Here is a 25,540-nt window from a genome sequence, read left to right as displayed (position 1 = left end):
GCAGATCATGGCCGGATGCCGCTCAATAGGGGCAGGCGTTGTCGGCGGTGTAGTCGTGCACCTGGATCTTGCCGGAGATGATGTCGGCTTTGGCCTTTTCGACGGCTGCCTTCATCTCGTCGGTCACCAGTGCCTTGTTGTTGTCGTCCATGGCGTAGTCGACGCCGCCTTCCTTGAGGCCGAGATTTTGCAGGCCGCCCTTGAAAGTGCCGTTCTTGCCGTCCATGAAGGCGTTGTAGACGGCAACGTCGACGCGCTTCATCATCGAGGTCAGCACTTTGCCGGGCTGCAGGCCGTTCTGGTTGGAATCGACTCCGATGCCAAGCTTGCCGGCATCGGCCGCCGCCTGCAGCACGCCGACGCCGGTGCCGCCGGCCGCGGCGTAGACCACGTCGGAGCCCTGGTCGATCTGCGTCTTGGCGATCTCGCCGCCCTTGGCCGGGTCGTTCCAGGCGGCCGGCGTGTCACCGGTCATGTTCTGGATGACGTCCGTCGCGCCGGCCGCCTTGGCGCCGCCGACATAGCCGCATTCGAACTTGCGGATCAGCGGGATGTCCATGCCGCCGATGAAGCTGACCTTCTTCGACTTCGAAGCCATCCCCGCCAGGATGCCGACCAGATAGGAGCCTTCATTCTCCTTGAATACCAGCGAGCGGACATTGGGGAGATCGACGGCGTCGTCGATGATGGCGAAGTTGAGGTCAGGATATTCGGCCGCGACCTTCTTCAGCGCGTCCTCCCAGGCAAAGCCGGCCATGACGATCGGGTTGCGGCCGTCCTCGGCGAAGCGGCGCAGCGCCTGCTCGCGCTGCGAGGCGTTGGAAACCTCGAACTCGACATAGGCCGTGCCGGTTTCGGTCTTGAACTTTTCGGCGCCGTGGAAGGCAGCTTCGTTGAAGGATTTGTCGAATTTGCCGCCGAGATCATAGAGGATGGCCGGCTGGACATCCGCGGCGAAAGCCGGAAGAACCATTGCGGTTGCGGCCAGGAGGCCGAGAACGATACGTTTCATGTGATCCACACCCTGTCGGTTATTTTTTCCGTTATGCACCGCATACCGGCCCGGTTCTCCGGCAGGCATGCGACATCAGCCAGGAGTGTATTCCCCTCCCGCTCGGCGGCAATCTGGCACGGCCCGAAACAAAATTCACGCGGAATTTTGACCTTTTGGAAAAGCATGGCGAAGGCCAGCCGCAGCAGCTTGATCTTTGCGCCTAAGACCTCAGGCGGCGGCCGGAATGCCGTAAGCGACGCCCGTGCCTTTCAAGTTGCAAGTGCCGTAAGGGTTCTTCGCCAGATATTGCTGGTGATCGGCTTCGGCGAAGTAGAATTCGGTCGCCGGCGCGATCTCGGTGGTGATTCCGCCGTGGCCGGCGCCGCGCAGCGAAGCCTCATAGGCATCGCGTGAGGCGCTCGCCGCCTGCAATTGCGCATCGCCGATCGTGTAGATCGCGGAGCGGTAGGTGGTGCCGATATCATTGCCTTGGCGCATGCCTTGCGTCGGGTCATGGCTTTCCCAAAACAGCTTCAGAAGCGCGGCATAGGAGACGATCCTGGGATCATGGACGACCATCACAACTCCCGCATGGCCGGTGAGGCCGGTGCAGGTTTCCTGGTGGGTCGGATTGGGCGTGATGCCGCCGGCATAGCCGACCGCCGTAACCCAGACGCCTTCGATCGGCCAGAACAGCCGCTCCGCCCCCCAGAAGCAGCCGAGCCCGAACATCGCCGTCTCCAGCCCCTCGGGATAAGGACCCTTGAGCGGTCGTTTCGAGACCTGGTGCCGTCGTGCGGTCGGGATCGCTCTGGTACGGCCCGGCAACGCCTCCGACGGCTTCGGCAGATTGAGCTTCTTGTTCAGCATGTCGCTGAGAAAGAACATGCGCTGCTTTCCTCTGAGTGAAACGCGGAAGGGAATCAGTTCGCGGCGAACCGTCCGCGCGGTTGCCGCCTGTAGCCGATCGCATAGAGCAGGAAGGCCAGCGCGGCGAACACGGCGAAGCCCGGCTGATTGAGCACCCAGGCGACGGCGCCGTCCCACAGCAGCGGGCTGGCCTTGGTTCGCACGAAGGTCTCGAATTCGGCCCGAGTGTCCGGCGAGACCGCCAGCCAACTGGTGTTGAGCGGAGTCAGAACCAGTGCCGAAGCCGCCACGGTACGCGTCGCGTCAAGCACCGCCATGATGACGGAAATCGACAGGGCGACCATGGCGGCAAGACGAAAGATGAAGCGAAACATCAGCGACCTTCCTCCCGGGCCAGTCCTCAAGCTCCTCCCGAGGGCGTTCCGGCACGTTTCGAACGAGAGATAGAATGGGCCTGCCTACTTCGCAATCGTCCTACGCGAATTCCGGCGCTTTGTCCGGTCGTAGCTATACCGCCGGCTTGCGTTTGCGCCGCGCTGGCGGCTTCGCGAAACGCTGTGTGGCCGGCAAAGCGAATAGACTGCCGTTATGGCTTGGCATTCGGCGCCGGATCGACTAGATGAGCCCCGCGCCTGTTGCTTCGACGGCTCAGGTGCAGGGGAAGGGCGTTCGCTGGTTGGCGACGCCGGCGAGGAATTCCACGCCTCCGCCCCAAGGGAGGTGCATCTCCCCAACCCGCGCGGCGAAACCGGCCGGCGTGACATGCATGGACGGAGAGGTGGCCGAGTGGTTGAAGGCGCACGCCTGGAAAGTGTGTTTACGGGAGACCGTAACGCGGGTTCGAATCCCGCTCTCTCCGCCATTCCACAAAAATGGTAGAATCGTCTGATATCGTTGCGTTTCGTAAGGGGCGCCAGAAGGATCAATGCCCTATTCTGGTGTCCAAATTCACGGTGATCTTGTCGGCTAGCAAGGGTGCATGTGTGAATGCCGACAAGCCGGTTTTGGAATTGTTGCGCGATCTGGTAGTGGTGATCCAAATCACAGGAGACGGCATGCCAAACGATGTAGTCGTGCGCGACAGCAATGGCGCTCAATTGAATGACGGCGATTCCGTCACGCTGATCAAGGACCTCAAAGTCAAAGGCACTTCGGAGACGATCAAGCGGGGTACATTGGTGAAGAACATTCGCCTCAACGGCAATCCCGGCGAGATCGAATGCAACACCAAGCAAGTGAAGGGCCTGGTGCTCAAAACCGAGTTCGTGAAGAAGGCGTGACCCTCAAGGCGGCAACCGCCACGTCCCTGCCAAACAGCGCACAAGGCGGGGTGATTGTTGCTAATCGCCTCTGTCTGCAGCCTTCCGTCCAGCCCACCGGCTGCGAGCAGTACATCGTTCGATAGGGTGTGCCGTCACGGTCGGCTATTTCGCCTATATGGCCGCCATGGCCGCCAACCAAAAATCGCCGGCCGATATGGCAGCGCTGGCAGTGTCGATTCTCAAGTCCAGCGATGCTTCCCCGGAAATGCGGGAATGGGCCTCGGATGCCAGAGGAATACAGAACGATATTGGAATGCCGGCCAAATCCGTTCAGCAATGACGGCGCCTCCCATCGTCTCCGGCCCCTTTCGGCGTTTCGGACTGGCTGTACCATGATGCCCCGCATGGCCGGTGTGACGGCCAGCCGGTAGAGCGTGCACGACGCACCGACCGCGACGCCTCGGACGGCCGCCGGACCGAAAACCTTTATGAAATTCCTATTTCTTTCCGCCCCGTCCCGTCTCGAACCTTTATGGCGATCGGGTCCATATTCCCCTTGAGAAAACACAACTGGTTTCGTCGGCGGCAAAGTGTGCGGCGGGCCACGATTTTGCGCACCTTTTCGTCAAGGGCGCAAAGTACAGACAGGCGCAAGGAACAAACACAATGGACATCATTGTTCTCGGGATCGGGGTTTTGTTTTTCGCCCTGTTCTTCACCTACGTCAAAGCATGCGACCGAATTTGAGCTGAGGATAGGACCATGCTTCTCGACTACATCCTCAGTGGTGGCGTGACCTTGTTCCTGCTCGCCTATCTGACCTACGCGCTCGTTCGTCCAGAACGCTTCTGAAGGCACGGAAAGCACAGCCATGACCCTGAACGGTTGGATACAGATCCTGGTCTTTTGCGGGATCATCATTTTGCTGGTGAAGCCGCTCGGCGGCTACATGCACCGCGTCTTCAACGGCGACCGGACGCTGCTCTCGCCAGTCTTCGGCCCGCTCGAGCGCGGGCTCTACCGCGTTTGCGGAACCAACGAACGCGAGGAACAGCACTGGACCACCTATGCGGTGGCTTTGCTGCTCTTCAACCTTGCCGGCTTCCTGGTGCTCTATGTCCTGCAGCGCCTACAGGGAAGCCTGCCCTACAATCCGGCCGGCATGACCGCGGTTGAACCAGGTCTGGCCTTCAACACCGCCGCCAGCTTCATGACCAATACCAACTGGCAGAACTACGGCGGCGAGAGCACGATGTCCTACCTCGTGCAGATGGCTGGCCTGACGGTGCAGAATTTCGTTTCGGCCGCCACCGGCATTGCCATCGCCATTGCGTTGATCCGCGGCTTTGCCCGCGCTTCCGGCAAGTCGATCGGCAATTTCTGGGTCGATATGACCCGTTCCACGCTTTATGTGCTGCTGCCGTTCTGCATCGTGCTGACGCTGGTCTATGTCTGGCTCGGCATGCCGCAGACGCTTGGCGCCTACGTCAACGCCACCACGCTCGAAGGGGCACAGCAGACCATCGCCGTCGGCCCGGTCGCTTCGCAGGTTGCCATCAAGATGCTCGGCACCAATGGCGGCGGCTTCTTCAACGCCAATGCCGCACATCCCTTCGAGAATCCCGACGCGATCTCCAACCTGATCCAGATGGTGTCGATCTTCGCCATCGGCGCAGCCTTGACCAACGTCTTCGGACGCATGATCGGCAACCAGCGCCAGGGTTGGGCAATCCTGTCGGCCATGGGCGTCATGTTCGTCGCCGGCGTCATCGTCTGCTACTGGGCGGAAGCCGCCGGCAACCCGCTGGTGCATGCGCTCGGCATCGACGGCGGCAACATGGAAGGCAAGGAGACGCGCTTCGGCGTCGCCTTGTCGGCGCTGTTTGCCGTCATCACCACCGCCGCCTCCTGCGGCGCCGTCAATGCCATGCACGGCTCCTTCACGGCGCTCGGCGGCATGATCCCGATCATCAACATGCAGCTTGGCGAAGTCATCGTCGGCGGTGTCGGCGCCGGTCTCTACGGCATCCTGATGTACATCGTCATCGCCGTCTTCGTCGCCGGCCTGATGGTCGGCCGCACGCCCGAATATCTCGGCAAGAAGGTCGAGGCCAAGGAGGTCAAGATGGCGATGCTGGCCATACTGTGCCTGCCGCTGGCGATGCTGATCTTCACCGCCATCGCGGTCGTGCTGCCGACCGGTGTGGCGTCGATGGGGAATGCCGGCCCGCACGGCTTCTCCGAGGTTCTCTATGCCTATACGTCGGCTGCGGCGAACAATGGCTCGGCCTTCGGCGGCCTCAGCGGCAACACGCCCTGGTACAACATCACCATCGGCATCGGAATGTTGATGGGCCGCTTCCTGGTCATCATCCCGGCGCTGGCCATCGCCGGCTCCCTGGTGGCGAAGAAGACGGTTCCGGCTTCCGCCGGCACCTTCCCGACTGATGGCCCGCTGTTCGTTGGGCTGCTGGTCGGCGTCATCCTCATCGTCGGTGGTCTGACCTTCTTCCCGGCGCTCGCCGTCGGACCGATCATCGAGCATCTGGCTGGCATCCACGGGCAGACCTTCTGAGGCTGTCATGCCCTGGTTCAGCACCAAGCGCCGCAACATCAGCCACAGTGGCGATCAAGGAAAGGAGGAGAGACCTCCTCCTTTCCCGACCCTGTCGACCTTTCTCGGCCTCGCGGCAGTCATGCTCGTCCTCTGGTTGCTGGTCTACGGGCCGCCGCACTTCCTTTCGGCATCCGATCATCCAGTGCCGTCCAACAACACCGAAGCCGGAGCTTCAAAATGAGCCGCTCGAAATCAGCAAGCATCATGGATGCCCGCATCCTGCTTCCCGCCATTGGCGACGCTTTCCGCAAGCTTGACCCGCGCACGCTGGCCAGGAACCCGGTGATGTTCGTCGTCGCCGTCGTCTCGGTGCTCACCACGGTGCTGTTCGTCAAGGACCTAGTCACCGGCGGCGGCAATCTCGGCTTCACGCTGCAGATCATCATCTGGCTATGGTTCACCGTGCTGTTCGCCAATTTCGCCGAAGCGGTCGCCGAAGGCCGCGGCAAGGCACAGGCGGATTCGCTGCGCAAGGCGCGCACCGAGACCCAGGCCAAGCTTTTGACCGGCGAAGATCGTACGAAATACAAACTCGTGCCCGGCACCAGCCTCAAGGTCGGCGATGCGGTGCTGGTCGAGGCCGGCGACATCATCCCGTCCGACGGCGAGGTGATCGAAGGCGTCGCTTCGGTCAACGAAGCGGCGATCACCGGCGAGTCCGCGCCGGTCATCCGCGAATCCGGCGGCGATCGCTCGGCGGTCACCGGCGGCACGCAGGTCTTGTCCGACTGGATCCGCGTGCGCATCACGGCGGCGTCCGGCCACACCTTCCTCGACCGGATGATTTCGCTGGTCGAAGGCGCGGAGCGGCAAAAGACGCCGAACGAGATCGCGCTCAACATCCTGCTCGTCGGCATGACACTTATCTTCGTGCTGGCCACCGCAACGATCCCGAGCTTTGCGACTTATTCGGGCGGCTATATCTCGGTCACCGTGCTCGTCGCCCTGTTCGTCACCCTGATTCCGACCACGATCGGCGCGCTGCTGTCGGCCATCGGTATCGCAGGCTTGGACCGCCTGGTGCGCTTCAATGTGCTGGCCATGTCGGGACGCGCCGTCGAGGCTGCCGGCGACGTCGACACGCTGCTGCTCGACAAGACCGGCACGATCACGCTCGGCAACCGCCAGGCAACCGAGTTCCGCTCGGTCAAGGGCGTCACCGAGCAGGAACTGGCCGACGCGGCACAACTCGCCTCGCTTGCCGATGAAACGCCGGAAGGACGTTCGATCGTCGTGCTGGCCAAGGAGAAATACGCCATCCGCGCCCGCGACATGGCCACGCTGCACGCCACCTTCGTGCCTTTCACCGCCCAGACCCGTATGAGCGGCGTCGACATCGATGGCTCCTCGGTGCGCAAGGGCGCGGTCGATTCCGTGCTTGCCCATGTCAGCCAGTCGACGGTCGCCGCCCACGCGACGCGGCCCGGCAGCGATACCGTCCGCGACCTGCAGGCGATCGCCGACGAAATCGCCAAATCGGGCGGCACGCCGTTGGCTGTCGAGCGCGACGGGCGCCTGCTCGGCGTCGTCCACCTCAAGGATATCGTCAAGGGCGGCATCAGGGAGCGCTTCGCCGAATTACGCAAGATGGGCATCCGCACGGTGATGATCACCGGCGACAATCCGATGACGGCGGCAGCCATTGCCGCGGAAGCCGGCGTCGACGACTTCCTCGCCCAAGCAACGCCGGAGGACAAGCTAAAGCTGATCCGCGACGAGCAGGCCAAGGGCAAGCTGGTCGCCATGTGCGGCGACGGCACCAACGATGCGCCGGCCCTTGCCCAGGCCGATGTCGGCGTCGCCATGAACACCGGCACGGTCGCCGCGCGCGAGGCCGGCAACATGGTCGACCTCGACAGCGATCCGACCAAACTCATCGAGATCGTCGAGATCGGCAAGGCGCTGCTGATGACGCGAGGCTCGCTGACAACCTTCTCCATCGCCAACGACGTGGCCAAGTACTTCGCCATCATCCCGGCGATGTTCGCTGCCTTCTACATCGCGCCTGGGCAAACCACCGGCCCGTTGCAGGCGCTCAACATCATGCATCTGGCGACGCCGCAAAGCGCCATCCTGTCGGCCATCATCTTCAACGCGCTGATCATCATCGCGCTGATTCCGCTGTCGCTGAGAGGCGTCAAATATCGTGCCATCGGCGCCGGCGCGCTGCTCAGCCGGAACCTGCTCGTCTACGGCCTCGGCGGCATCATCGTCCCCTTCGTCGGCATCAAGGCGATCGACATGATCGTCACGGCGCTTGGCCTCGCTTAAGGAATATCCCCATGCTCACCCAGATAAGACCCGCGATCGTCATGATCGTCTTCTTCACGGTGCTGACCGGCCTGATCTATCCGATCGGCATGACCGGCATCGCCCAGGCACTGTTCCCCCGCCAGGCAAATGGCAGCCTGATCGAAAAGGACGGCAAGGTCATCGGCTCCGAACTGATCGGCCAAGGCTTTGCCAGCGACCGGTATTTCCATGGCCGCCCCTCGGCTGCCGGCAGCAACGGCTATGACGCTTCCGCCTCCGGCGGCAGCAATTTAGGTCCGACCAATCCCAAGCTGATCGACCGCATCAAGGGCGATGTGGAAAAGCTGAAGGCGCAGAATCCGAGCCAGCCCGTGCCGATCGACCTGGTCACCACCTCAGGCAGCGGCCTCGATCCTGACATCAGCCCAGAAGCCGCGTACTTCCAGGTCGCAAGGGTGGCCAAGGCCAGGGGGATCGACGAGGCCAGGATCAAGGCGCTGGTCGACGCCCGTGTCGAGGGCAGGGAGCTCGGCTTCATGGGCGAACCGGTGGTCAATGTGCTGGGTCTCAACCTTGCACTGGACGTAGCGAAAGAGTGAATGGCTCGGGCCGGGGATCGACAGTATCCCCGGCTCCATCCATGATCGATAATGATGCCGGACGACAGAAGCAACGACACCAGACCTTCTCCCGACGCACTGCTCGATCATGCCGAGCGGGAAGGTCGCGGCCGTCTGCGGATATTCCTCGGCGCGGCACCGGGCGTCGGCAAGACCTACGAGATGCTGATGTCTGGCCGCGCCAGGGTGGCCGACGGCGTGGACGTGATCATCGGCATCGTCGAGACGCATGGCCGCAAGGAAACGCTGGCCCTGGTCGAGGGCTACGAGGTCATTCCGCGCCGCAAGGTCGACTACAGAGGGCGCATCCTCGAAGAGATGGATATCGACGCCATCCTTGCCCGGCGCCCGGCGCTGGTTCTCGTCGACGAACTCGCCCACACCAACGCGCCCGGCAGCCGCCATCCCAAGCGCTATCTCGACGTTCAGGAAATCCTGACGCACGGCATCGACGTCTATACGACGCTCAACATCCAGCATGTCGAAAGCCTGAACGACGTCGTCGCCCAGATCACCAAGGTCAGGGTCCGCGAGACGGTTCCCGATTCCATCATCGACCAAGCCGACGATGTCGAGATCATCGATCTCACCCCCGACGACCTGATCAAACGGCTCGAGGAAGGCAAGGTCTATTTCCCCAACACCGCCCAGCGCGCGATCGAAAACTATTTCTCATCAGGCAATCTGACGGCGCTTAGGGAGTTGGCGCTGCGCCGCACCGCGCAGCGCGTCGACGACCAGTTGCTGATCCATATGCAGGCGCATGCCATTCCCGGACCATGGGCAGCCGGGGAAAGGGTTCTCGTCTGCCTCGACGCGCGTCCTGGAGGAGCGGCCCGCGTCCGCTATGCGCGCAGGCTGGCCGACCGGCTGCGTGCCCCCTGGACCGCGCTGCATGTCGATAGCACGCGCTTGGCCAGTATGCCCGAAGAGGACAAAGACCGGCTCGCAAACAACCTGCGCCTCGCCCAGCAGCTTGGCGCCGAGGTGACGACCATACCGGGTCAGAACGTGGCGCAGGACATCGTGCGTTACGCGACGGCGAACAACTTCACCCATATCGTGGTCGGCAGGCCGACCCGGTCGCGCTGGCGGGAATTGATCGAAGGCTCGCTCACCTATGATCTCATCCGCAATGCCGGCGACATCAGCGTCCATGTCATTTCGGGAAACGAACGCGGCACCGAGGCGGCTTCGAGAAGCGTCCGGGCGGCGGACGAGCAGCGGCAGTTCGAGATCTGGCCCTATCTCAAGGCCACGGCCTATCTCATGGGCTCGCTCGCCTTCGCCGTCGTTCTCGATCAGTTTCTCGACGTCCGCAATCTGGCGATCATCTTTCTCATCGCGGTGCTGGCATCGGCGGTGACCGGTGGCCTGTGGCCGGCACTGTATGCCTGTTTCGTCAGTGCCCTTGCCTTCAACTATTTCTTCATGGAACCGCGCTACACGCTGACCATCCGGGATCCGGAAAGCATTGTCGCGCTTGGCGTGTTCCTGGTTGTCGCCGTTATCGCCAGCAATTTGACGGCGCGCGTGCAGCGCCAGGCGGTCGCCGCCCGCTCACGGGCGCGGGCCACCGAGGACATCTACCTTTTTTCAAAGAAGCTCGCCGGTGCCGGCACGCTCGACGACGTTCTCTGGGCCACCGCTTTCCAGATCGCCTCGATGCTGAAGCTGCGGGTGGTGCTGCTTTTGCCTGAAGACGGAACGATCACCGTCAAGGCCGGCTATCCGCCAGACGACACATTGGCCGAAGCCGACATCGCCGCCGCCCGCTGGGCCTGGGAGCACAATCGGGCCGCCGGACGTGGCGCCGATACGCTTCCCGGCGCCAAGCGCCTCTATCTTCCCTTGCGCACGGGGCGCACGGCACTCGGTGTCGTCGGCCTCGACAATGACAAACAGGGGCCGCTGCTGACGCCCGAGCAACAGCGCCTGCTCGACGCGCTGGCCGATCAGGCGGCGGTCGCCATCGAGCGCATCCAACTGGTCGCCGACGTCGACCGCGCAAAGCTTGCCGCCGAGGCGGACAGGCTGCGCTCGGCGCTTCTCACCTCGATCTCCCATGATCTGAAGACGCCGCTCGCAGCCATCATGGGCGCGGCCGGCACGCTGAGGGAATTCTCAGCCGCACTTCCCGAACAGGATCGGGCAGAGCTTTTGTCGACCGTGCTCGACGAATCCGAGCGGCTGAACCGCTTCATCGCCAATCTGCTCGACATGACCAAGATCGAGTCCGGCGCGATGGAGCCGAACTACGCCTTCCACTATGTCGGCGACATCGTCGGCTCCGCCCTGCAGCGGGCCAGGAAGATCATCGCCGAGCACAAGATCGAGACGGACATCACCTCGGATTTGCCGATGTTGAAGGTCGATCCCGTCCTGTTCGAGCAGGCGCTGTTCAACCTTCTCGACAATGCAGCGAAATACGCGCCGGCCGGCTCGACGATCCGCGTTCAGGGCTGGACCGACAATGGTTCTGTCCTCCTGCAGGTCATGGATGAAGGGCCGGGCATTCCCACCGGCGATCTGGAACGGATTTTCGACACCTTCTACCGGGTGCGCAAGGGCGACCAGGTTCGCGCCGGCACCGGGCTCGGGCTGTCGATTTGTCGTGGTTTCATCGAGGCGATGGGCGGGACGATCACGGCGGCAAACCGGACCGATCGCTCAGGCGCGGTCTTCACCATCAAGATGCCGAAGCCGGCCAACACGCCCGATCTCGACGCCTCTGCCACGGATGATGGGGGCGACTTGGAATGACAAACTCGAATGTCAGGATCCTGGTCGTCGATGACGAGCCGCCGATCCGAAAGCTGCTGCGTGTCGGGCTCGGCAGCCAGGGCTATGCGATCAGCGAGGCGCCGAACGCCAAAGCGGCGATCGAACTGATGGAGACGGAGGAGCCGGACCTTGTCCTGCTCGACCTCGGCCTGCCCGGCATGAGCGGCCATGAGCTGTTGCGCAAATGGCGTGACGACGGTCTCGACATTCCGGTGGTCATCCTGTCCAGCCGCACCGACGAGGCCGGCATCGTCCAGGCTCTGGAACTCGGCGCCGACGACTATGTCACCAAGCCGTTCGGCATGAACGAACTGGTCGCGCGCATCCGCGTGGCGCTGCGGCACAAATTCCAGCAACAGGGCGAGAAGCCTGTTTTCCAGACCGGCGACCTATCCGTCGATCTGGTCAAACGCATCGTCAAGGTCGAGGGCAAGGACGTAAAGCTCTCGCCGAAGGAATACGATATCCTGCGCATTCTCGTGCAGCACGCCGGCAGGGTGCTGACCCATCAATTCCTGTTGAAGCAGGTCTGGGGCGATTCGACCGACGTGCAGTATCTCAGGGTTTATGTCCGGCAGCTCAGGCAGAAGATCGAGAAGACCCCCGACCAGCCGCGCTACATCACCACCGAGACCGGCGTTGGTTACCGCCTGCGCGAGGTCGAGTGAGCGGGCAAGGTCTAGCCGATCGCTTCCCGCGGCTGACCGAAGGGCGTGGATGCCCGGAAGGCCGCAAGGCAGCCGACAATGCCGAGCGGTACGAAGGCAAGAAACAGCCATGACGCGACATTCGCCGCGGCGTCATAATTCAAACCTTGCGAAAAGCCGCTGGCGTTGGCGACGATGCCGGCAAGTGCGGCACCCACGGCATAGCCGATCCGCTGCATGGTCGGCACCGCCACCGAGGCGATGGTCTGCTCGCTTTCAGGCGCTGAGGCGACGATGACGCGCGTCAGGAAGGGTCATGAGACGCCGAAGCCGCCGCCCTGCAGCAGCGCGCAGATCAGGATCAGCGGGATGGAGCCTAGGGGTATCGTATAGGCAAAGCCGGCAATACCGGCCGCGATCATCGCCGCGCCGCCGACGATGATCAGTCGCTCGCGTTGCGGTGGTGCGTTGGCGACCAGGATCGACAGGATCGACCAGGCGATCGATTCGGCGGCGATGATGTAGCCGGTGGTCAGCAGCGGAATGTCGTGCAGGCTGGTCAGGAGCAGCGGGCCGTAGACGCCGAAGGAACAGGTCGCCACCGAAAAGGCGGCAACCATGGTCATGCCGGCGCCGACCGGCGTTCGCCACGAGAACAGCCGCGCCGGAAACAGCCGCGAACGCGGCTTCAACGCGTCGATGGAGAAGAACAGCACCAGGCCGACCAGCCCGAGGGCCATCAGCAGCGAGGAACGCAGCAAGGCGATGTCGACGCCGGCCGAGGCGATCAGCACCACGGCGACGGCAAGGCAGCCAAGGGCTGCGAACGGGAAGGGCGGCGCCTTGCCTATGCTCGTCCTGGGTTTCGTCGCCTCCGGCGTGTCGAGCACGATGAAGCTTGCCAGCGCCATGGCGGTGCCGCCGAGGGTGAAGACGCCAAAGGCCCAGCGCCATGACAGAAGCTCGGTCATGATCGCGCCGAGCAACGGTCCGCTGAAGGCGGCTACGCCCCAGATCGCCGACATGATGCCGAAAAGCTGTGGCCAGATGGTGCGCGAGAACAGCCGCTCGACCGAGACGAAGGCCAACGACACCAGCGCACCGCCGCCAAGCCCCTCGATCAGGCGGCCTGCAAGGAACAGTTGCATGGAAGGCGAGGTGGCGCAGACCAGCGCTCCGGCTGCGTAGAGGAGCGCGGCGACCACCATGTTGGTGCGCAGCGGAACATAGCTCACCAGACGCCCGGCTGCCGCGCCGGCAACGATGGCGCCGAGTTCGTAGATAGCCAGCGACCAGCCGACGAGTTGGACACCGGCCAGTTCGCCGACCATGGCCGGCATCACCGTGGCCACCATGGTTTCGTTGGTGGCGTGCAGCAGGATGCCGAGGCTGATGAAGCAGAAGCGCGCCAGGTCGCCGCTTGCCCACAATGCGCGCCAGTCGACCCTGTTTGTGCTGATTTCGGTCATGTCCACCCCTGCTTTCCATATCCTGACGCCAGAGCAGGACGCCAGAAGCCAGTACCGGTTTCCGGCAGGACCATGCGCAGGCAGGAGCGTGTATCGCGCACCGCATCGAGCGCGCTGCTCCGGTCGGGCAGGCTTGTAAAACCTCAACTGGGGTTGAGCTCAAGCGGATTTTTTCGAGATAGGGTTGCGGTCCGGTTGCGCGGTCAATTCTCGGTACTGCGCAACTGGAACTGACTGACGCCGATCGCGAGGTTCATGCCGGTCTGCGTCTGCAGGCTGAGCGGCTGCAAGGTGAAGGCCTGCGAGGATCCTCCGACCAGCAGATTGGCGCCGGCGCCGACGGCTGCCGTCACTTCGGCGCTGGCGCCGATATAGTCGCCGGCCAGCGCACCCGGGGCATAGATGTTCTTCAGCGGCGTCAGCACGATCCACTGCATGAACGTCTGCTTCGTCGTGCCGATGTCGAGGCCGTATTTGTTGACCGCGCCGAAATAGGCTTCCGGTGCGAAGCTCTTGTCGGCGGGGTTGAACGTGCAGCTCAAATCCTTGCTCGAGCCGAAAATGAAACCGGTGCCGCCGCCGATGGCGCAATCAAGCGTGCCGAGTTCTATCCCTTGGTCCCGCGCCCGCGCCGTCCCGGCGAGCAAAGTTGCGATCATCGCAGCGGCAATGGCTGTCTGCGGTATGGTTGCTTTGGGCATGGCGGTCCCCCTCAAAAACAAACGACGCGGAACCATCCTATCCGGTTCCGCGCCGCAGGGTGAGGGGTCGTGGAGCGCATGGCTCCACTGCATTCACTTGAACGAATGGATGAGCTGGAGCGAGGTCACGGCCACAGCAAGGTTGACGCCGGTCTGCGCCTGGACGCTGAGCGGCTCCAGCATGAAGGCGCTGTCCAGGCCGCCAACCAGCAGGTTGGCGCCGCCGCCGGTCACGACGCTCGCCTCGGCGTTGACGCCGTAGTAGCTGCCGGCGAGATCGCCTCCGTCGCGGTCGCGCGTTGCCGCCAGCACGGCCCAGACGAGCTGGCCCTGATGCGTCTTGCCGACATCCAGGCCGACCTTGGAGATCACGCCGGTGTAAACCTCGGACGGTCCGTGATGATGGGGGCGGAAGACGCAGGACACACCCTTGTTGGACGCGACGATATAAGCGGTGCCGCCGTCAATGGTGCAGTCGAGCGTGCCGAGTTGCAGCTTGCCGGCGCTGGCCGGGGCGACGGCAAACTCCGTCATGGCGAGGACAGCGGCGCAGGCGAGTTTCTTGATCATGGGAGGTCCTTTCGCAAATAGCTTTTTGACAACGGTGGGCAGACCGTTCCGCTGAAAACTTGGCGCGAACAAGGCACGGGTCAACCCCTTGCTGCCGGGGTTAACGCACGGTTGCCGAGATGCGTCTTTTCGGACACGCAAAGGACGCCGCGGCACTTGGATGCCACGCAGATTGTCTGGGAATGCTACCGAAATCGATCAGCTGACGCGGGCGAGGCCGTCCTTGGCCGGCTGGTAGGCCGGGTTCAGGCGGACGGCTTCGCGATAGGATTTCGCTGCCTTGGCCTTGTCGCCGCGCCGCTCGTAGATCAACGCCTGATTGGCCCAGGCTTCGGCATTGTTGCCGTCGAGCTTGATCGCCATGTTGAAGTCGGAGAAGGCGTTGTCTTCGTCGTTGGTTGCCAGATAGGAAAGGCCGCGGCCATTGTAGGGTTCGGCAGCGTCCGGCGCCAGCGAGATCGCCGTCGAGAAGTCCTCGATAGCGAACTTGTGCTGACCCTGGCTCTGATAGATCAGGCCACGATTGTGGTAGGCGCGCGCGTCGGTCGTGTCGAGCTGGATCGCCTTCTGGAAGTCGTTGAAAGCGTCCTGGGTGCGGCCCGCCTTGCGATAAAGGTTGCCGCGCCCAATGTAGGCGGCGTCATAGTTTGAATTGATCTGGATCGAACGGTTGTAGTCCTCGAGCGCGGCCGTCTGATTGCCGAGGAAGCGCTGGATGAGCGCGCGGTTCGAATAGGCCTGGAAGAAATTCGGGTTGAGTTGGATGGCCTGGTTGAAATCCTTGAGCGCTGCCTGGTACTGGCCGCCACGGCCATAGGCCGAGCCGCGCACGTTGTACGCTTCGGGATCCTGGGGATTGCGCTGGATGACCGCCGACAGCGAGGAGATGTTCTCGCTCGACCCCTGCGCCTTGTCGATGTTGTTGAATTCGCCGGTCGGGCCTGACGTCTGGCAGCCGGCAAGCGCCAATCCGGAGAGCAGGGCCACTGTCAGGGCGAAACCACGCAATGCGGTCCCGCGCTCCACGCTTGCTGCGTTCATGTCTGCCCTGTCCTCACTTCAAGCCGCGTCGCTCAGGTCCGGTTCCCCCCTCCGGGCCGGGTCACAACCAAAACAAAAAGGTGGCGGCGATTCCGCATCGCGCCACCTCTGATATCCTTCGAAAAGGACGAAAAATTGGCGTTAGAACCGCGGCGGACGCGGAGCACCGCCGGCGGCGCCAGCAGCAACGGGGCGCGGCGTCATCGGCAGCAGGCCTTCGCGCTGGGCGCGCTTGCGGGCCAGCTTGCGGGCGCGGCGGACAGCTTCAGCCTTTTCACGGGCGCGCTTTTCGGACGGCTTCTCGTAGTGACCGCGCATCTTCATTTCGCGGAAAATGCCTTCGCGCTGCATCTTCTTCTTGAGAGCGCGAAGCGCCTGATCAACGTTATTGTCGCGGACGAGTACCTGCACGGGCAATCCTGTCTTTCGGGTTTGATGTCAACAGGCAAGCGGCCATAGCCACTAGCCTCCGCGGCGGTTTACACCACGAATTGGGGCGGCTGATAGCAGAATCAGGCCGCGCTGTCCACAGTCGAAATGGAAGAATGGCGCCGAAGCCGAAACAAAAAACCCGCCTCATGGGCGGGGTTCAGGCGCAAATCAGCACCATACCCAAAACACTAGCATAGTTGCCGTCACGGCTATGGCCAAGGCGGCAAGGCAGTCGCTTCAGACGAATGATGGCGGGCAAGCCGAGGCCAGCTTGCCTCCCACTCCCCGGCGGATCTCTATGCCGTTGCCAAATGCAGCCGCTCAAAATCCTCGAAAAACTCGCCGTAGTCGCAGGTGATCTCCTCGCCCTCGGCGATGTCGCGGGTCGCGGTGGCCCCGCCATACTGCGAAAAATCCGTGTTCGGGCTGGCCGAATGGTTCATGAAGCGCCCATTGTCGACCTCATAGACCATGAAGCCAGGCCGGTCAGGGCTCGGATAGGCATAGCGCTCGAGCAATTCCCTCAGAGGCGGCGGTGCCGCCTCGTATTTGTCCATCGGGATCAACCGGTCGAAATCCGGATCGAGCCGCCAGATCGAAGCGCCTTTCCTGATCGGCTCGGCGGCGAACATGCCGACGCCCTCGATCGCGCTCGCAGCCACGTAGGTTCTGATCAGCATCATGTTGGCAGGACCCGTTTTGGCAAGAAGACCCGTTTCGAAACGGCATCGCCAAATCGCGTGGAAAAAGCAAGACCGGCGGTCTGCGTTATGACTACGAACATGCGTCCTGGCCGCAAAAAGACTTCACGTCCGGTTGATCGACACGCCGCGCCTTCCTTGTCGCTCGCCAAACAGGCGAGGCCAGTGGGGCGAACTATTGCCGCAACAACCATCCCAGGCGATCGAGCGAGAATGCGTAGCTGATGACGATCAGCAGGGCCATGACGATGCCCGTGGTCGTTTGGCCGGCCAGGTAGAACCCAGCCGCGCCGGCGAACAGGATGACGAGTTCCAGCACCAGCCGCACCGCGCCCGGAACCGGCACAGGGGCGCGGCCCGACCGACTCGGATCATTGAGCACGGCGAAGGTTCCCCACAGCGCAGCAGCAACGAGCGGTATGGCCAACGCAGCGACCCAGCGCCACCAATCGTGTGAGAGGCCCCAGCTGGCGATGCCGAGCCCGAGCAAGGCCGCAAGCTCCAGCAGGAAGCGCAACGTCAGATTCCACCAGGCATTGCCCATAATAGTCCTCCAAAGTCTCGCGACAGACAGTGTGACCGAACGGGGCCTTAGCTGCCAGATCGCATGCGGCTTTTTCGCCGTGGCGCAAAACGGCAAGCGCCGTCGCAAACAGCGCAAGGGTGGAAGCGCTGTTTCGCTAGTGATACACCTCGCGCGCCGGGATCGAATGAACGCCCGGCTGCTATTCGCGAGGCCTTTTCTGGGGCGAGGTTGGGACGTTGAAGAAATATTCGGTATTCGCCATCGCCCGCGAGGCCATGCGCGGCCACAAGGGCTGGGAGGAGCAGTGGTCCTCGCCGGAGCCCAAGAAGGAATACGACGTCATCATCGTCGGCGCCGGCGGCCATGGCCTGGCCACAGCCTACTATCTCGCCACGGTGCACGGCATCACCAATGTCGCTGTGCTGGAAAAGGGCTGGCTTGGCGGCGGCAACACCGGCCGCAACACCACCATCATCCGTTCCAACTATCTCTATGACGAGAGCGCCGGCATTTACGACCACGCGCTGAAGCTGTGGGATGGGCTGAGCCAGGAGCTCAATTACAACGTCATGTACTCGGCCCGCGGCGTCATGATGCTCGCCCACAACGTGCACGACGTCCAGGTGCTGAAGCGCCACGTCCACGCCAACCGGCTGAACGGCATCGACAATGAATGGCTGACGCCGGAGCAGGCGAAGGAATTCTGCCCGCCGCTCAACACCTCCAAGGATGCGCGCTATCCAGTCGTCGGTGCCGCACTGCAGCGGCGCGGCGGCACGGCGCGCCACGATGCGGTTGCCTGGGGCTATGCGCGCGGCGCTTCGGCGCGCGGCGTGCACATCATCCAGAACTGCGAAGTCACCGGCGTCAAGCGGGCCGCCAATGGCGCCGTCACGGGCGTCGACACGACGCGCGGCTTCATCGGCGCCAAGAAGGTCGGCGTCGTTGCCGCCGGCCATTCCTCGGTGATCATGAACATGGCCGGCGTGCGCATGCCGCTGGAGAGCTATCCGTTGCAAGCGCTGGTGTCGGAGCCGGTCAAGCCGGTGGTGCCTTGCGTTGTCATGTCGAACACAGTGCACGCCTATATCTCGCAGTCCGACAAGGGCGAACTGGTGATCGGCGCCGGCACAGACCAGTATGTGTCCTATTCGCAGACCGGCGGCCTGCACATCCTGCAGCACACGCTCGACGCCATCTGCGAGATGTTCCCGATCTTCACGCGCATGAAGATGCTGCGCTCCTGGGGCGGCATCGTCGATGTGACGCCGGACCGCTCGCCGATCCTGGCCAAGACGCCGGTGCCTGGCCTCTACGTCAATTGCGGCTGGGGCACGGGTGGCTTCAAGGCGACGCCGGGTTCGGGCCATGTCTTTGCCCACACAATCGCCAAGGACGATCCGCATCCGATCAACGCACCCTTCACCATCGAACGCTTCCGCACCGGCCGGCTCATCGACGAGGCGGCGGCGGCGGCGGTGGCGCACTGATGATGGCGCAGATGGCTGTCGCTATGCCGCTGATGCTGGCGGGGGAACAGGGGATGTTCCATTTTCCTTCGGCGGATGAATTGCGGCTGCAGCCGATCAGTCGCGCCGACAACGAGGCCGACTGGCCATTTTCGGTCGACGATGGCACGCTGGCCTGCGTCTGGAGCGGCGGCCAGAGGGTGGTGATGTTCTTCGAGGGACGGTCCGAAGGGCTCGAGGAGGACGAGACGTTCCAGCCACGTCAGGTCATCGTCACAACCGATCCGATGCAACTCACCCTCGGCAACATGGCGTCTCGCGATCTGTTTCGTCCCGCTGCAAGCGTGGAAGAGCGCATCCGGCTCGTCGCACCGTTCGCGACGTTGGGACAGAAGCTTTGCGATCAACCGGCGGGCGCCCGCGTCGGCCACGGCGAATTGTAGGAACCAGGACAATGCTTCTCATCCGCTGCCCTTATTGCGAGGAAGAGCGCCCGGAACTCGAGTTCCGCAACGCCGGCGAGGCGCATATCGCGCGCTCGGCCAACATGGCCGGCGAGAGCGACGACGATTTCGAGAAGTTCTTCTTCATCCGCTCGAACCCCAAGGGTATCATTTATGAGCGCTGGCGGCACATGCATGGCTGCGCCCGTTTCTTCAACGCCGTGCGCGACACCGTCACCGACAAGTTCGTCATGACCTACAAGGCTGGCGAGCCGAAACCGTCCAAGTTGCCCAAAAACTCCAACGAAGTGGTTGCCAAATGATCGGCGCGTTCCGCATTCCCGGCGCCGGTCGCTTCAAGCAGGCGAAGACCGCGCGGTTCAGTTTCGATGGCCAGTCCTATACCGGCATCGAGGGCGACACGCTGGCTTCGGCGCTGCTCGCCAATGGCGTCCATCTTGTCGGCCGCTCGTTCAAGTACCATCGTCCGCGCGGCATCCTGTCGGCGGGCGCCGAGGAACCGAACGCGCTGGTCGAGATCAAGCGCGACGCGGCACGCAAGACGCCGAACGTGCGGGCCACCGTGCAGGAACTCTATGACGGGCTGGACGCGCAGTCGCAGAACCGCTGGCCTTCATTGTCCTTCGACGTCAGCGCGGTCAACGACTTTGCTTCGCCGCTGTTTTCGGCCGGCTTCTACTACAAGACCTTCATGTGGCCGAAGGCTGCATGGAAGAGCCTGTACGAACCCAAGATCCGCGCCGCGGCCGGACTTGGCGTTTCCCCGGACCAACCGGACCCGGACCATTATTCGTCGCGCTATGCGCATTGCGAGGTCCTGGTGCTGGGCGGCGGCGCCGCCGGCATCGCGGCGGCGCTTGCCGCAGCCGAGACCGGCGTGCGCGTCATCCTTGCCGACGAACAGGCCGAGTTCGGCGGCAGCCTACGGTTCGAGAGCGGTGCGAAAATCGACGGCCAGGACGGCTTTGCCTGGGCTCAAGGTGCGGTGGCCAAGCTCGCCGCCATGGACAATGTACGCGTGCTCTCGCGCACGACGGCGTTCGGCTATTACGCGCAGAATTTCGTCGGGCTGGTCGAGCGTGTCAGCGATCATTTGAAGACTCCCGGCCACGATCTGGCGCGCGAGCGGCTGTGGCAGGTGAGGGCCAAGCGCGTGGTGCTGGCCTCCGGCGCCATCGAGCGCCACATGGTGTTCGCCGACAACGACCGGCCGGGCGTCATGCTGGCAGGTGCGGCGCGCACCTATCTCAACCACTATGGCGTTGCGGTCGGCAAGAATGTCGGCGTCTACACCGCCAATGATTCCGCCTATGCAGCGGCAATCGACCTGAAGAAAGCCGGCATTAACGTGGCGGCGATCGTCGATTTACGCGACAACCCGACCGGGCCGGCGATCGACGAGGCGAGGGCGCTCGGCATCGAGGTGAATTTCGGCCGTGCCGTCATCCGCGCAGGCGGCAAGCTCAGGGTGTCGTCGATGACCGTGCAGCCGAAGAATGGCGGCGGCGAACGCACCATCCCGGTCGATGCGATCCTGATGTCGGCCGGCTGGACGCCTTCGGTGCATCTGTTCTCGCAGTCGCGCGGCAAGGTCGCCTTCAACGACGAGACCAAGCGCTTCGTGCCGGGCACCTATGCGCAGGACTGCGTCTCTGTCGGCGCCTGCAACGGCACCGACGGGCTGTCGGCGACGATCGACGAAGCCTATGCGGCGGGCGCCAAGTCGGCCAAGGATGCGGGCGCGAAAACCGCCAAGGGCACAAAGCCGAAAGTCGATGCCTCGGAAAACTGGTCGCGCGGCATGCTGGGTGCGGCGCCAGGAGCCGGGCCGGACACGACCGTGAAAGCCTTCGTCGATTTCCAGAACGACGTCGCCGCCAAGGATATCCGCCAGGCGGTGCACGAGGGCATGCGGTCGATCGAGCACGTCAAGCGCTTCACCACCAACGGCATGGCGACCGACCAGGGCAAGACCTCCAACATGCACGGCCTGGCGATTGCCGCCGAGACGCTGGGCAAGCCGATCCCGGAGGTCGGGCTGACCACGTTCCGGGCGCCCTATACGCCGGTGACCTTCGGCGCGATCGTCAGCCATGCGCGGGGTCCGCTGTTCGACCCGACGCGCAAGACTGCGATCCATCCCTGGGCAGAGGCGCAAGGCGCGGTGTTCGAGGATGTCGGCCAGTGGAAACGCGCCTGGTATTTCCCCAAGGCAGGCGAGGACATGCACGCCGCGGTCGACCGCGAATGCGTTGCGGTACGCAAGACGGCCGGCCTGTTCGATGCCTCGACGCTGGGCAAGATCGAAGTGGTCGGTCCGGACGCAGCGAAATTCATGGAGCTGCTCTACACCAACCCATGGGAGAAACTGGAGCCCGGCCGCTGCCGCTACGGCATCATGCTGCGCGAGGATGGCTTCATCTATGATGACGGCGTCGTCGGCAGGCTGGCGCCAGACCGTTTCCATGTGACGACGACGACCGGCGGCGCGCCGCGCGTCATGAACCACATGGAGGATTATCTCCAGACAGAGTTCCCGCATCTCAACGTCTGGCTGACCTCGATCACCGAGCAATGGGCCGTCATCGCGGTGCAGGGACCGAAATCCCGCGACATCATCGCTCCGCTGGTCGAAGGCATCGACATGTCGGACGAGGCGCTGCCGCATATGTCGGTGCGCGAAGGCAAGATCTGCGGCGTGCCGACCAGGCTGTTTCGCATGTCGTTCACTGGCGAGCGCGGCTTCGAGGTCAACGTGCCTGCCGATTACGGGCAGGCTGTCTGGGAAGCGCTGTGGGCGCAAGGCCAGAAGCACGGCGCTGCCGCGTATGGGACCGAGGCCATGCACGTGCTGCGCGCCGAAAAGGGCTACATCATCGTCGGCCAGGATACCGACGGCACGGTGACGCCGAACGATGCCGGTCTCGACTGGGCGGTCGGCAAGAAGAAGACGGACTTCGTCGGCATCCGCGGCTTGACGCGACCCGACCTTGTCGCCAAGGGCCGCAAGCAGTTGGTCGGCCTGAAAACGAAAGACCCGAAAGTGGTGCTGGAAGAGGGCGCGCAGATCGTCGAGGATCCCCGGCAGGCGATCCCGATGAAGATGATCGGCCATGTCACCTCGAGCTATTGGTCGGAAAATTGCGGCCGCTCGATCGCGGTGGCGCTGGTCGCCGGCGGCCGCGACCGCATGGGCGACACGCTCTTTGTGCCGATGCCGAACGGCGCGATCGAAGTGGAGGTTGCCAGCATGGTGTTCTTCGACGAGACGGGAGGGCGCCTCAATGGCTAAGGCTGCTGCAAGAAAGACGGCACCGGTGACATCGCCTTCGGTAGAACGCCGTCCGGCGCTGGCCGGACGCAGCACGACCGGTATCGGCGTCAAGGTCGAGGTGCTGCCGCCGGCCGAGCGCATTTCATTGCGCGCACCGGAGGCCTCGCTTGCAGCGCTTTCCAAGGCGCTCGGCGTGACCTTGCCGAAAAAGCCGAAGACGTCCGCTTCGAAGGGCGGGCGAACCGCCTTGTGGCTCGGCCCCGACGAATGGCTGGTCATCGATGAGGCGGGCAAGGATCCGCTGGCCGATTGTGCTGGGGTTTCCGCCTTGCACTCGGCGGTCGGCATCTCGCATCGCAACATCGCTATCGCCGTGACGGGCACCGGGGCAGCAGCGACGATCAATGCGGGTTGCCCGCAGGACCTGTCGCCCGATGGCTTCCCGGTTGGAGCGGCGTCGCGAACCATCCTCGGCAAGACCGAGATCGTGCTGTTGCGCACGGCGCCGGACGCCTTCAGGGTTGAATGCTGGCGTTCCTTCTCGGACTATGTCTTTACTTTTTTGTCCGAGGGATCGCGCGACGCAGCGGTCTGAATCCGGAACGTTTGCAGGGCAGGCTCGTTCTGCATCCTCACGCCGAGGGAGAATGCCGATGCCGTCGAATTCCGCGCCCAAGTCGCCGGTCAAAAAGACGTCGGCCGTCCGTTCGCTCGAACAGGAGCGGCACGAAGCGCCGAGCGCCGAAGAGGAACTCGAGGAAGGCCTCGAAGACACGTTCCCGGCCAGCGATCCGGTGTCGATCACTGGATCGTCCATCTCGGGCGCTCCGGCGAAGCCGGGCCAGGCCAAGACCGTGCCCGGGCGCAAGAAGCGCAAGGCGTAGTTTTCATCGGGCCAGGCGGCATCGGACCTTCTCAATCCCATTGGACATGCTACTTAAAGCGCTTTGGGAGATAAAAATGCCGACAAAAGCGATCGTCTGGGGCGAGAACGTCCACGAGCAGACCAATGCCGCCGTGCGCGACCTCTATCCCCTGGGCATGCATGGCACCATTGCCGCGGCGCTCAACCAGGACAAGGGCATCGAGGCGACCACCGCCACCTTGCAGGAGCCCGAGCACGGCCTGGGCGAAAAGCGCCTGGCCGCCGCCGACGTGCTGCTGTGGTGGGGCCATGCGGCGCATGGCGAGGTCAAGGACGAGATCGTCGAGCGGGTGCAGAAGCGGGTGTGGGAAGGCATGGGGCTGATTGTGCTCCATTCCGGGCATTACTCGAAGATTTTCAAGCGGCTGATGGGCACGCCCTGTTCGCTGAAATGGCGCGAGGCGGGCGAGCGCGAGCGCGTCTGGGCGATCAACCGCGGCCATCCGATCGCGCAGGGCATCGGCGAGTGCCTGGAGATCGGCGAGACCGAAATGTATGGCGAGCCCTTCGCCGTGCCGGAGCCGCTCGAGACGGTGTTCGTCTCCTGGTACGAGGGCGGTGAGGTGTTCCGGTCCGGGCTGACCTACCAGCGCGGCGCCGGCAGGATCTTCTACTTCTCGCCCGGTCACGAGACCTATCCAATCTATCACAACGAAGGCGTGCGGCAGGTGCTGCGCAATGCGGTGCACTGGGCGCGCAACCCGGCGCCGGCCTGGTCCGGCATCACCAATGCCCCGAACGTGCCGACGGATGCCGCCAAGGAGAAGATCGTCCAAAAAGGCCTGCGCCTGCATGCCGATGGCGACAGGGGTCTTGGCTGATCGGCGCGTGAGTCGATTGCGGCGTGAGGTGATTGGGGGCCTGAACTGATGCATCGAATTCTTCTGCTCGGCACGGGCGGCATCGCCGGGCATCATGTCGAGGAGTTCGCCGGGATTGCCGGCTGCGGCATCGTCGCCTGCGTCGATCAGGTGCCCGGCCGTGCGGCCGCATTCGCCGCTGCCAGCAAGATCGGAGATTTCTTCGAGAGCCTGGAGGCGGCGGTCGCCTGGGGCCATTTCGATGCCGCCATCAACGCGACGCCGGATGGTGCACATTTGGCGACGACGCTGGCGCTGCTTGCCGAGGGAAAGCATGTGTTTTGCGAAAAGCCGCTGGCGCCGAACCACCCCGACGCGCTGGCAATGACCGAAGCGGCAGAGGCAGCCGGGGTGGTCAACATGGTCAACCTGACCTATCGCAACTCACCGGCAATCCAGGAAGCGCGGCGCATGGTGCAGGCCGGCGAGATCGGCGAGCTGCGCCATGTCGAGGCGAGCTACCGACAGAGCTGGCTGATCAGCAAATCATGGGGCGACTGGCGGGTCGAGGACAAATGGCTATGGCGCCTGTCGAGCCGGCACGGTTCGACCGGCGTTCTCGGCGATGTCGGCATTCACATCCTAGACTTCGCCACCTATGGCGCCGGCCAGGATATCGTCAGCTTGCATGCCGATCTGGTGACGTTTCCGAAGGCCGAGGGCGAGCGCATCGGCGACTATGTGCTGGATGCCAATGACAGCGTCGCGATGACGGCGCGTCTCGATTCCGGCGCGCTCGCCACGATCGTGGCAAGCCGCTACATGACCGGCCATACCAACGATTTGTCGCTGGCCCTGCACGGCACCAAGGGCGCCATCAAGGTCGAGACCAATGGCAAGGTGTCGAACCTGTCGGCCTGCCTGGCTGGCGATGTCGATCTTCAGCGCTGGCGAACGCTGCCGCTGCCCAATGTCAAGCGTAACGCCCGGCGCTTTGCCGACGCGCTGGATGCAGGCCGAAACGGCGATCCGTCCTTCCGGCGCGCCGCCGACATGCAGAAACTGATCGACGCGGCCTTCGAGAGTTCTGCGGCCAAGCTGCCGATCCTGGTCGCCTGAAG

Annotated in this window: 26 protein-coding genes, 1 tRNA gene and 1 pseudogene; 18 read left to right on the top strand and 10 right to left on the bottom strand. The window is 63.5% G+C overall.

What is annotated here, in order from left to right; genetic code table 11:
- Window positions 1-22: 22 nt before the first annotated feature.
- The 3 genes from NKJ90_RS01095 to NKJ90_RS01085 form a co-directional block, all read right to left on the bottom strand.
- Window positions 23-1,012, bottom strand: a complete 990-nt coding sequence (locus tag NKJ90_RS01095; protein WP_023759659.1) for a BMP family lipoprotein — start codon at window positions 1,010-1,012, stop codon at window positions 23-25.
- A gap of 210 nt (window positions 1,013-1,222) precedes the next feature.
- Window positions 1,223-1,882 carry a peptide-methionine (S)-S-oxide reductase MsrA gene (gene msrA / locus NKJ90_RS01090; protein ID WP_023759661.1) on the bottom strand — a complete coding sequence of 220 codons (660 nt, stop codon included), beginning with the start codon at window positions 1,880-1,882 and terminating at the stop codon, window positions 1,223-1,225.
- 35 nt (window positions 1,883-1,917) lie between these two features.
- Complete coding sequence (locus NKJ90_RS01085; protein ID WP_023759662.1) at window positions 1,918-2,238, bottom strand: hypothetical protein; 321 nt, start codon at window positions 2,236-2,238, stop codon at window positions 1,918-1,920.
- Between the two features lie 398 nt (window positions 2,239-2,636).
- Here NKJ90_RS01085 and NKJ90_RS01080 point away from each other — a divergent pair.
- From NKJ90_RS01080 to NKJ90_RS01035, 10 genes are all read left to right on the top strand, one after another.
- A tRNA-Ser gene (locus tag NKJ90_RS01080) sits at window positions 2,637-2,726 on the top strand.
- Between the two features lie 193 nt (window positions 2,727-2,919).
- Window positions 2,920-3,144 (top strand): alkylphosphonate utilization protein, encoded by a 225-nt coding sequence (locus NKJ90_RS01075; RefSeq protein WP_023759663.1) that lies wholly within the window; start codon window positions 2,920-2,922, stop codon window positions 3,142-3,144.
- 157 nt (window positions 3,145-3,301) lie between these two features.
- A complete protein-coding gene (locus NKJ90_RS01070; RefSeq protein WP_023759664.1) occupies window positions 3,302-3,466 on the top strand; it encodes a hypothetical protein in 165 nt (54 codons plus the stop codon).
- A gap of 422 nt (window positions 3,467-3,888) precedes the next feature.
- Entirely contained in the window at window positions 3,889-3,978 is a 90-nt protein-coding gene (kdpF, locus tag NKJ90_RS01065; protein ID WP_023759665.1) for a K(+)-transporting ATPase subunit F, read from the top strand.
- Between the two features lie 19 nt (window positions 3,979-3,997).
- Entirely contained in the window at window positions 3,998-5,701 is a 1,704-nt protein-coding gene (gene kdpA / locus NKJ90_RS01060; RefSeq protein WP_023759666.1) for a potassium-transporting ATPase subunit KdpA, read from the top strand.
- 7 nt (window positions 5,702-5,708) lie between these two features.
- Window positions 5,709-5,924: a hypothetical protein gene (locus tag NKJ90_RS01055; protein ID WP_023759667.1), complete on the top strand. Its 216-nt coding sequence runs from the start codon at window positions 5,709-5,711 to the stop codon at window positions 5,922-5,924.
- Window positions 5,921-8,014: a potassium-transporting ATPase subunit KdpB gene (kdpB, locus tag NKJ90_RS01050; protein WP_352485543.1), complete on the top strand. Its 2,094-nt coding sequence runs from the start codon at window positions 5,921-5,923 to the stop codon at window positions 8,012-8,014. The genes NKJ90_RS01055 and kdpB overlap by 4 nt, the downstream gene beginning before the upstream one ends.
- Before the next feature lie 11 nt (window positions 8,015-8,025).
- Window positions 8,026-8,595 (top strand): potassium-transporting ATPase subunit KdpC, encoded by a 570-nt coding sequence (gene kdpC, locus NKJ90_RS01045; RefSeq protein ID WP_023759669.1) that lies wholly within the window; start codon window positions 8,026-8,028, stop codon window positions 8,593-8,595.
- A gap of 54 nt (window positions 8,596-8,649) precedes the next feature.
- On the top strand, window positions 8,650-11,379 hold the full coding sequence (locus NKJ90_RS01040; protein ID WP_023759670.1) for a DUF4118 domain-containing protein: 2,730 nt from the start codon (window positions 8,650-8,652) through the stop codon (window positions 11,377-11,379).
- A complete protein-coding gene (locus NKJ90_RS01035) occupies window positions 11,376-12,068 on the top strand; it encodes a response regulator transcription factor (protein ID WP_023759671.1) in 693 nt (230 codons plus the stop codon). Before NKJ90_RS01040 ends, NKJ90_RS01035 begins: the two co-directional genes overlap by 4 nt.
- 11 nt (window positions 12,069-12,079) lie before the next feature.
- Here the strand turns inward: NKJ90_RS01035 and NKJ90_RS01030 are convergent.
- From NKJ90_RS01030 to NKJ90_RS01000, 7 genes and pseudogenes are all read right to left on the bottom strand, one after another.
- A pseudogene (locus NKJ90_RS01030) lies at window positions 12,080-13,516 on the bottom strand (MFS transporter).
- A 203-nt stretch (window positions 13,517-13,719) separates the two neighbouring features.
- Entirely contained in the window at window positions 13,720-14,217 is a 498-nt protein-coding gene (locus tag NKJ90_RS01025) for a DUF992 domain-containing protein (protein ID WP_031260295.1), read from the bottom strand.
- 93 nt (window positions 14,218-14,310) lie between these two features.
- Window positions 14,311-14,787, bottom strand: a complete 477-nt coding sequence (locus NKJ90_RS01020) for a DUF992 domain-containing protein (protein ID WP_023759673.1) — start codon at window positions 14,785-14,787, stop codon at window positions 14,311-14,313.
- A 198-nt stretch (window positions 14,788-14,985) separates the two neighbouring features.
- The gene (locus NKJ90_RS01015) at window positions 14,986-15,828 is read right to left on the bottom strand and encodes a tetratricopeptide repeat protein (RefSeq protein ID WP_352485542.1); all 843 of its coding nucleotides are present in this window, start codon (window positions 15,826-15,828) and stop codon (window positions 14,986-14,988) included.
- A gap of 141 nt (window positions 15,829-15,969) precedes the next feature.
- Complete coding sequence (rpsU, locus tag NKJ90_RS01010; RefSeq protein ID WP_023759674.1) at window positions 15,970-16,239, bottom strand: 30S ribosomal protein S21; 270 nt, start codon at window positions 16,237-16,239, stop codon at window positions 15,970-15,972.
- Between the two features lie 317 nt (window positions 16,240-16,556).
- On the bottom strand, window positions 16,557-16,943 hold the full coding sequence (locus NKJ90_RS01005) for an SET domain-containing protein (protein WP_023759675.1): 387 nt from the start codon (window positions 16,941-16,943) through the stop codon (window positions 16,557-16,559).
- Between the two features lie 193 nt (window positions 16,944-17,136).
- Window positions 17,137-17,505 (bottom strand): YrdB family protein, encoded by a 369-nt coding sequence (locus NKJ90_RS01000; protein WP_023759676.1) that lies wholly within the window; start codon window positions 17,503-17,505, stop codon window positions 17,137-17,139.
- A 218-nt stretch (window positions 17,506-17,723) separates the two neighbouring features.
- Here NKJ90_RS01000 and NKJ90_RS00995 point away from each other — a divergent pair, with 218 nt between their 5' ends.
- The 8 genes from NKJ90_RS00995 to NKJ90_RS00960 all read left to right on the top strand — a co-directional run bounded on the left by NKJ90_RS00995 (window position 17,724) and on the right by NKJ90_RS00960 (window position 25,538).
- On the top strand, window positions 17,724-18,977 hold the full coding sequence (locus NKJ90_RS00995; RefSeq protein WP_023759677.1) for a sarcosine oxidase subunit beta: 1,254 nt from the start codon (window positions 17,724-17,726) through the stop codon (window positions 18,975-18,977).
- On the top strand, window positions 18,977-19,399 hold the full coding sequence (locus tag NKJ90_RS00990) for a hypothetical protein (RefSeq protein WP_023759678.1): 423 nt from the start codon (window positions 18,977-18,979) through the stop codon (window positions 19,397-19,399). Before NKJ90_RS00995 ends, NKJ90_RS00990 begins: the two co-directional genes overlap by 1 nt.
- 11 nt (window positions 19,400-19,410) lie before the next feature.
- Entirely contained in the window at window positions 19,411-19,722 is a 312-nt protein-coding gene (locus NKJ90_RS00985) for a sarcosine oxidase subunit delta (protein WP_023759679.1), read from the top strand.
- Window positions 19,719-22,712 carry a sarcosine oxidase subunit alpha gene (locus NKJ90_RS00980; protein WP_352485540.1) on the top strand — a complete coding sequence of 998 codons (2,994 nt, stop codon included), beginning with the start codon at window positions 19,719-19,721 and terminating at the stop codon, window positions 22,710-22,712. Before NKJ90_RS00985 ends, NKJ90_RS00980 begins: the two co-directional genes overlap by 4 nt.
- Window positions 22,705-23,289, top strand: coding sequence for a sarcosine oxidase subunit gamma (locus tag NKJ90_RS00975; RefSeq protein ID WP_023759681.1), 585 nt, complete (start codon window positions 22,705-22,707; stop codon window positions 23,287-23,289). Before NKJ90_RS00980 ends, NKJ90_RS00975 begins: the two co-directional genes overlap by 8 nt.
- A 58-nt stretch (window positions 23,290-23,347) precedes the next feature.
- Entirely contained in the window at window positions 23,348-23,578 is a 231-nt protein-coding gene (locus NKJ90_RS00970) for a hypothetical protein (protein ID WP_023759682.1), read from the top strand.
- A 76-nt stretch (window positions 23,579-23,654) separates the two neighbouring features.
- Window positions 23,655-24,440: a ThuA domain-containing protein gene (locus NKJ90_RS00965; protein WP_023759683.1), complete on the top strand. Its 786-nt coding sequence runs from the start codon at window positions 23,655-23,657 to the stop codon at window positions 24,438-24,440.
- 48 nt (window positions 24,441-24,488) lie between these two features.
- Window positions 24,489-25,538, top strand: a complete 1,050-nt coding sequence (locus NKJ90_RS00960) for a Gfo/Idh/MocA family protein (protein ID WP_023759684.1) — start codon at window positions 24,489-24,491, stop codon at window positions 25,536-25,538.
- The last annotated feature ends 2 nt before the right edge of the window (window positions 25,539-25,540 follow it).

This window comes from Mesorhizobium sp. M0051 (genome assembly GCF_040323235.1).
Taxonomy (GTDB): domain Bacteria; phylum Pseudomonadota; class Alphaproteobacteria; order Rhizobiales; family Rhizobiaceae; genus Mesorhizobium.
Note: the sequence above shows the minus strand (reverse complement) of the source record. Positions and strands in the feature narration are given on the sequence as shown.

Excerpts from the sequence above, each read along its gene's own strand:
- NKJ90_RS01040 (WP_023759670.1), top strand. The coding sequence starts at position 8,650 with ATGCCGGACGACAGAAGCAACGACACCAGACCTTCTCCCGACGCACTG.
- kdpC (WP_023759669.1), top strand. The coding sequence starts at position 8,026 with ATGCTCACCCAGATAAGACCCGCGATCGTCATGATCGTCTTCTTCACG.
- NKJ90_RS00980 (WP_352485540.1), top strand. The coding sequence starts at position 19,719 with ATGATCGGCGCGTTCCGCATTCCCGGCGCCGGTCGCTTCAAGCAGGCG.
- NKJ90_RS01005 (WP_023759675.1), bottom strand. The coding sequence starts at position 16,943 with ATGATGCTGATCAGAACCTACGTGGCTGCGAGCGCGATCGAGGGCGTC.
- NKJ90_RS00990 (WP_023759678.1), top strand. The coding sequence starts at position 18,977 with ATGATGGCGCAGATGGCTGTCGCTATGCCGCTGATGCTGGCGGGGGAA.
- NKJ90_RS01070 (WP_023759664.1), top strand. The coding sequence starts at position 3,302 with ATGGCCGCCATGGCCGCCAACCAAAAATCGCCGGCCGATATGGCAGCG.
- msrA (WP_023759661.1), bottom strand. The coding sequence starts at position 1,882 with ATGTTCTTTCTCAGCGACATGCTGAACAAGAAGCTCAATCTGCCGAAG.
- kdpF (WP_023759665.1), top strand. The coding sequence starts at position 3,889 with ATGCTTCTCGACTACATCCTCAGTGGTGGCGTGACCTTGTTCCTGCTC.
- NKJ90_RS01015 (WP_352485542.1), bottom strand. The coding sequence starts at position 15,828 with ATGAACGCAGCAAGCGTGGAGCGCGGGACCGCATTGCGTGGTTTCGCC.
- NKJ90_RS00985 (WP_023759679.1), top strand. The coding sequence starts at position 19,411 with ATGCTTCTCATCCGCTGCCCTTATTGCGAGGAAGAGCGCCCGGAACTC.
- NKJ90_RS01025 (WP_031260295.1), bottom strand. The coding sequence starts at position 14,217 with ATGCCCAAAGCAACCATACCGCAGACAGCCATTGCCGCTGCGATGATC.
- NKJ90_RS01020 (WP_023759673.1), bottom strand. The coding sequence starts at position 14,787 with ATGATCAAGAAACTCGCCTGCGCCGCTGTCCTCGCCATGACGGAGTTT.
- NKJ90_RS00970 (WP_023759682.1), top strand. The coding sequence starts at position 23,348 with ATGCCGTCGAATTCCGCGCCCAAGTCGCCGGTCAAAAAGACGTCGGCC.
- NKJ90_RS01085 (WP_023759662.1), bottom strand. The coding sequence starts at position 2,238 with ATGTTTCGCTTCATCTTTCGTCTTGCCGCCATGGTCGCCCTGTCGATT.
- NKJ90_RS01095 (WP_023759659.1), bottom strand. The coding sequence starts at position 1,012 with ATGAAACGTATCGTTCTCGGCCTCCTGGCCGCAACCGCAATGGTTCTT.
- NKJ90_RS00960 (WP_023759684.1), top strand. The coding sequence starts at position 24,489 with ATGCATCGAATTCTTCTGCTCGGCACGGGCGGCATCGCCGGGCATCAT.
- NKJ90_RS01075 (WP_023759663.1), top strand. The coding sequence starts at position 2,920 with ATGCCAAACGATGTAGTCGTGCGCGACAGCAATGGCGCTCAATTGAAT.
- NKJ90_RS01055 (WP_023759667.1), top strand. The coding sequence starts at position 5,709 with ATGCCCTGGTTCAGCACCAAGCGCCGCAACATCAGCCACAGTGGCGAT.
- NKJ90_RS01000 (WP_023759676.1), bottom strand. The coding sequence starts at position 17,505 with ATGGGCAATGCCTGGTGGAATCTGACGTTGCGCTTCCTGCTGGAGCTT.
- NKJ90_RS01035 (WP_023759671.1), top strand. The coding sequence starts at position 11,376 with ATGACAAACTCGAATGTCAGGATCCTGGTCGTCGATGACGAGCCGCCG.
- kdpB (WP_352485543.1), top strand. The coding sequence starts at position 5,921 with ATGAGCCGCTCGAAATCAGCAAGCATCATGGATGCCCGCATCCTGCTT.
- NKJ90_RS00975 (WP_023759681.1), top strand. The coding sequence starts at position 22,705 with ATGGCTAAGGCTGCTGCAAGAAAGACGGCACCGGTGACATCGCCTTCG.
- kdpA (WP_023759666.1), top strand. The coding sequence starts at position 3,998 with ATGACCCTGAACGGTTGGATACAGATCCTGGTCTTTTGCGGGATCATC.
- NKJ90_RS00965 (WP_023759683.1), top strand. The coding sequence starts at position 23,655 with ATGCCGACAAAAGCGATCGTCTGGGGCGAGAACGTCCACGAGCAGACC.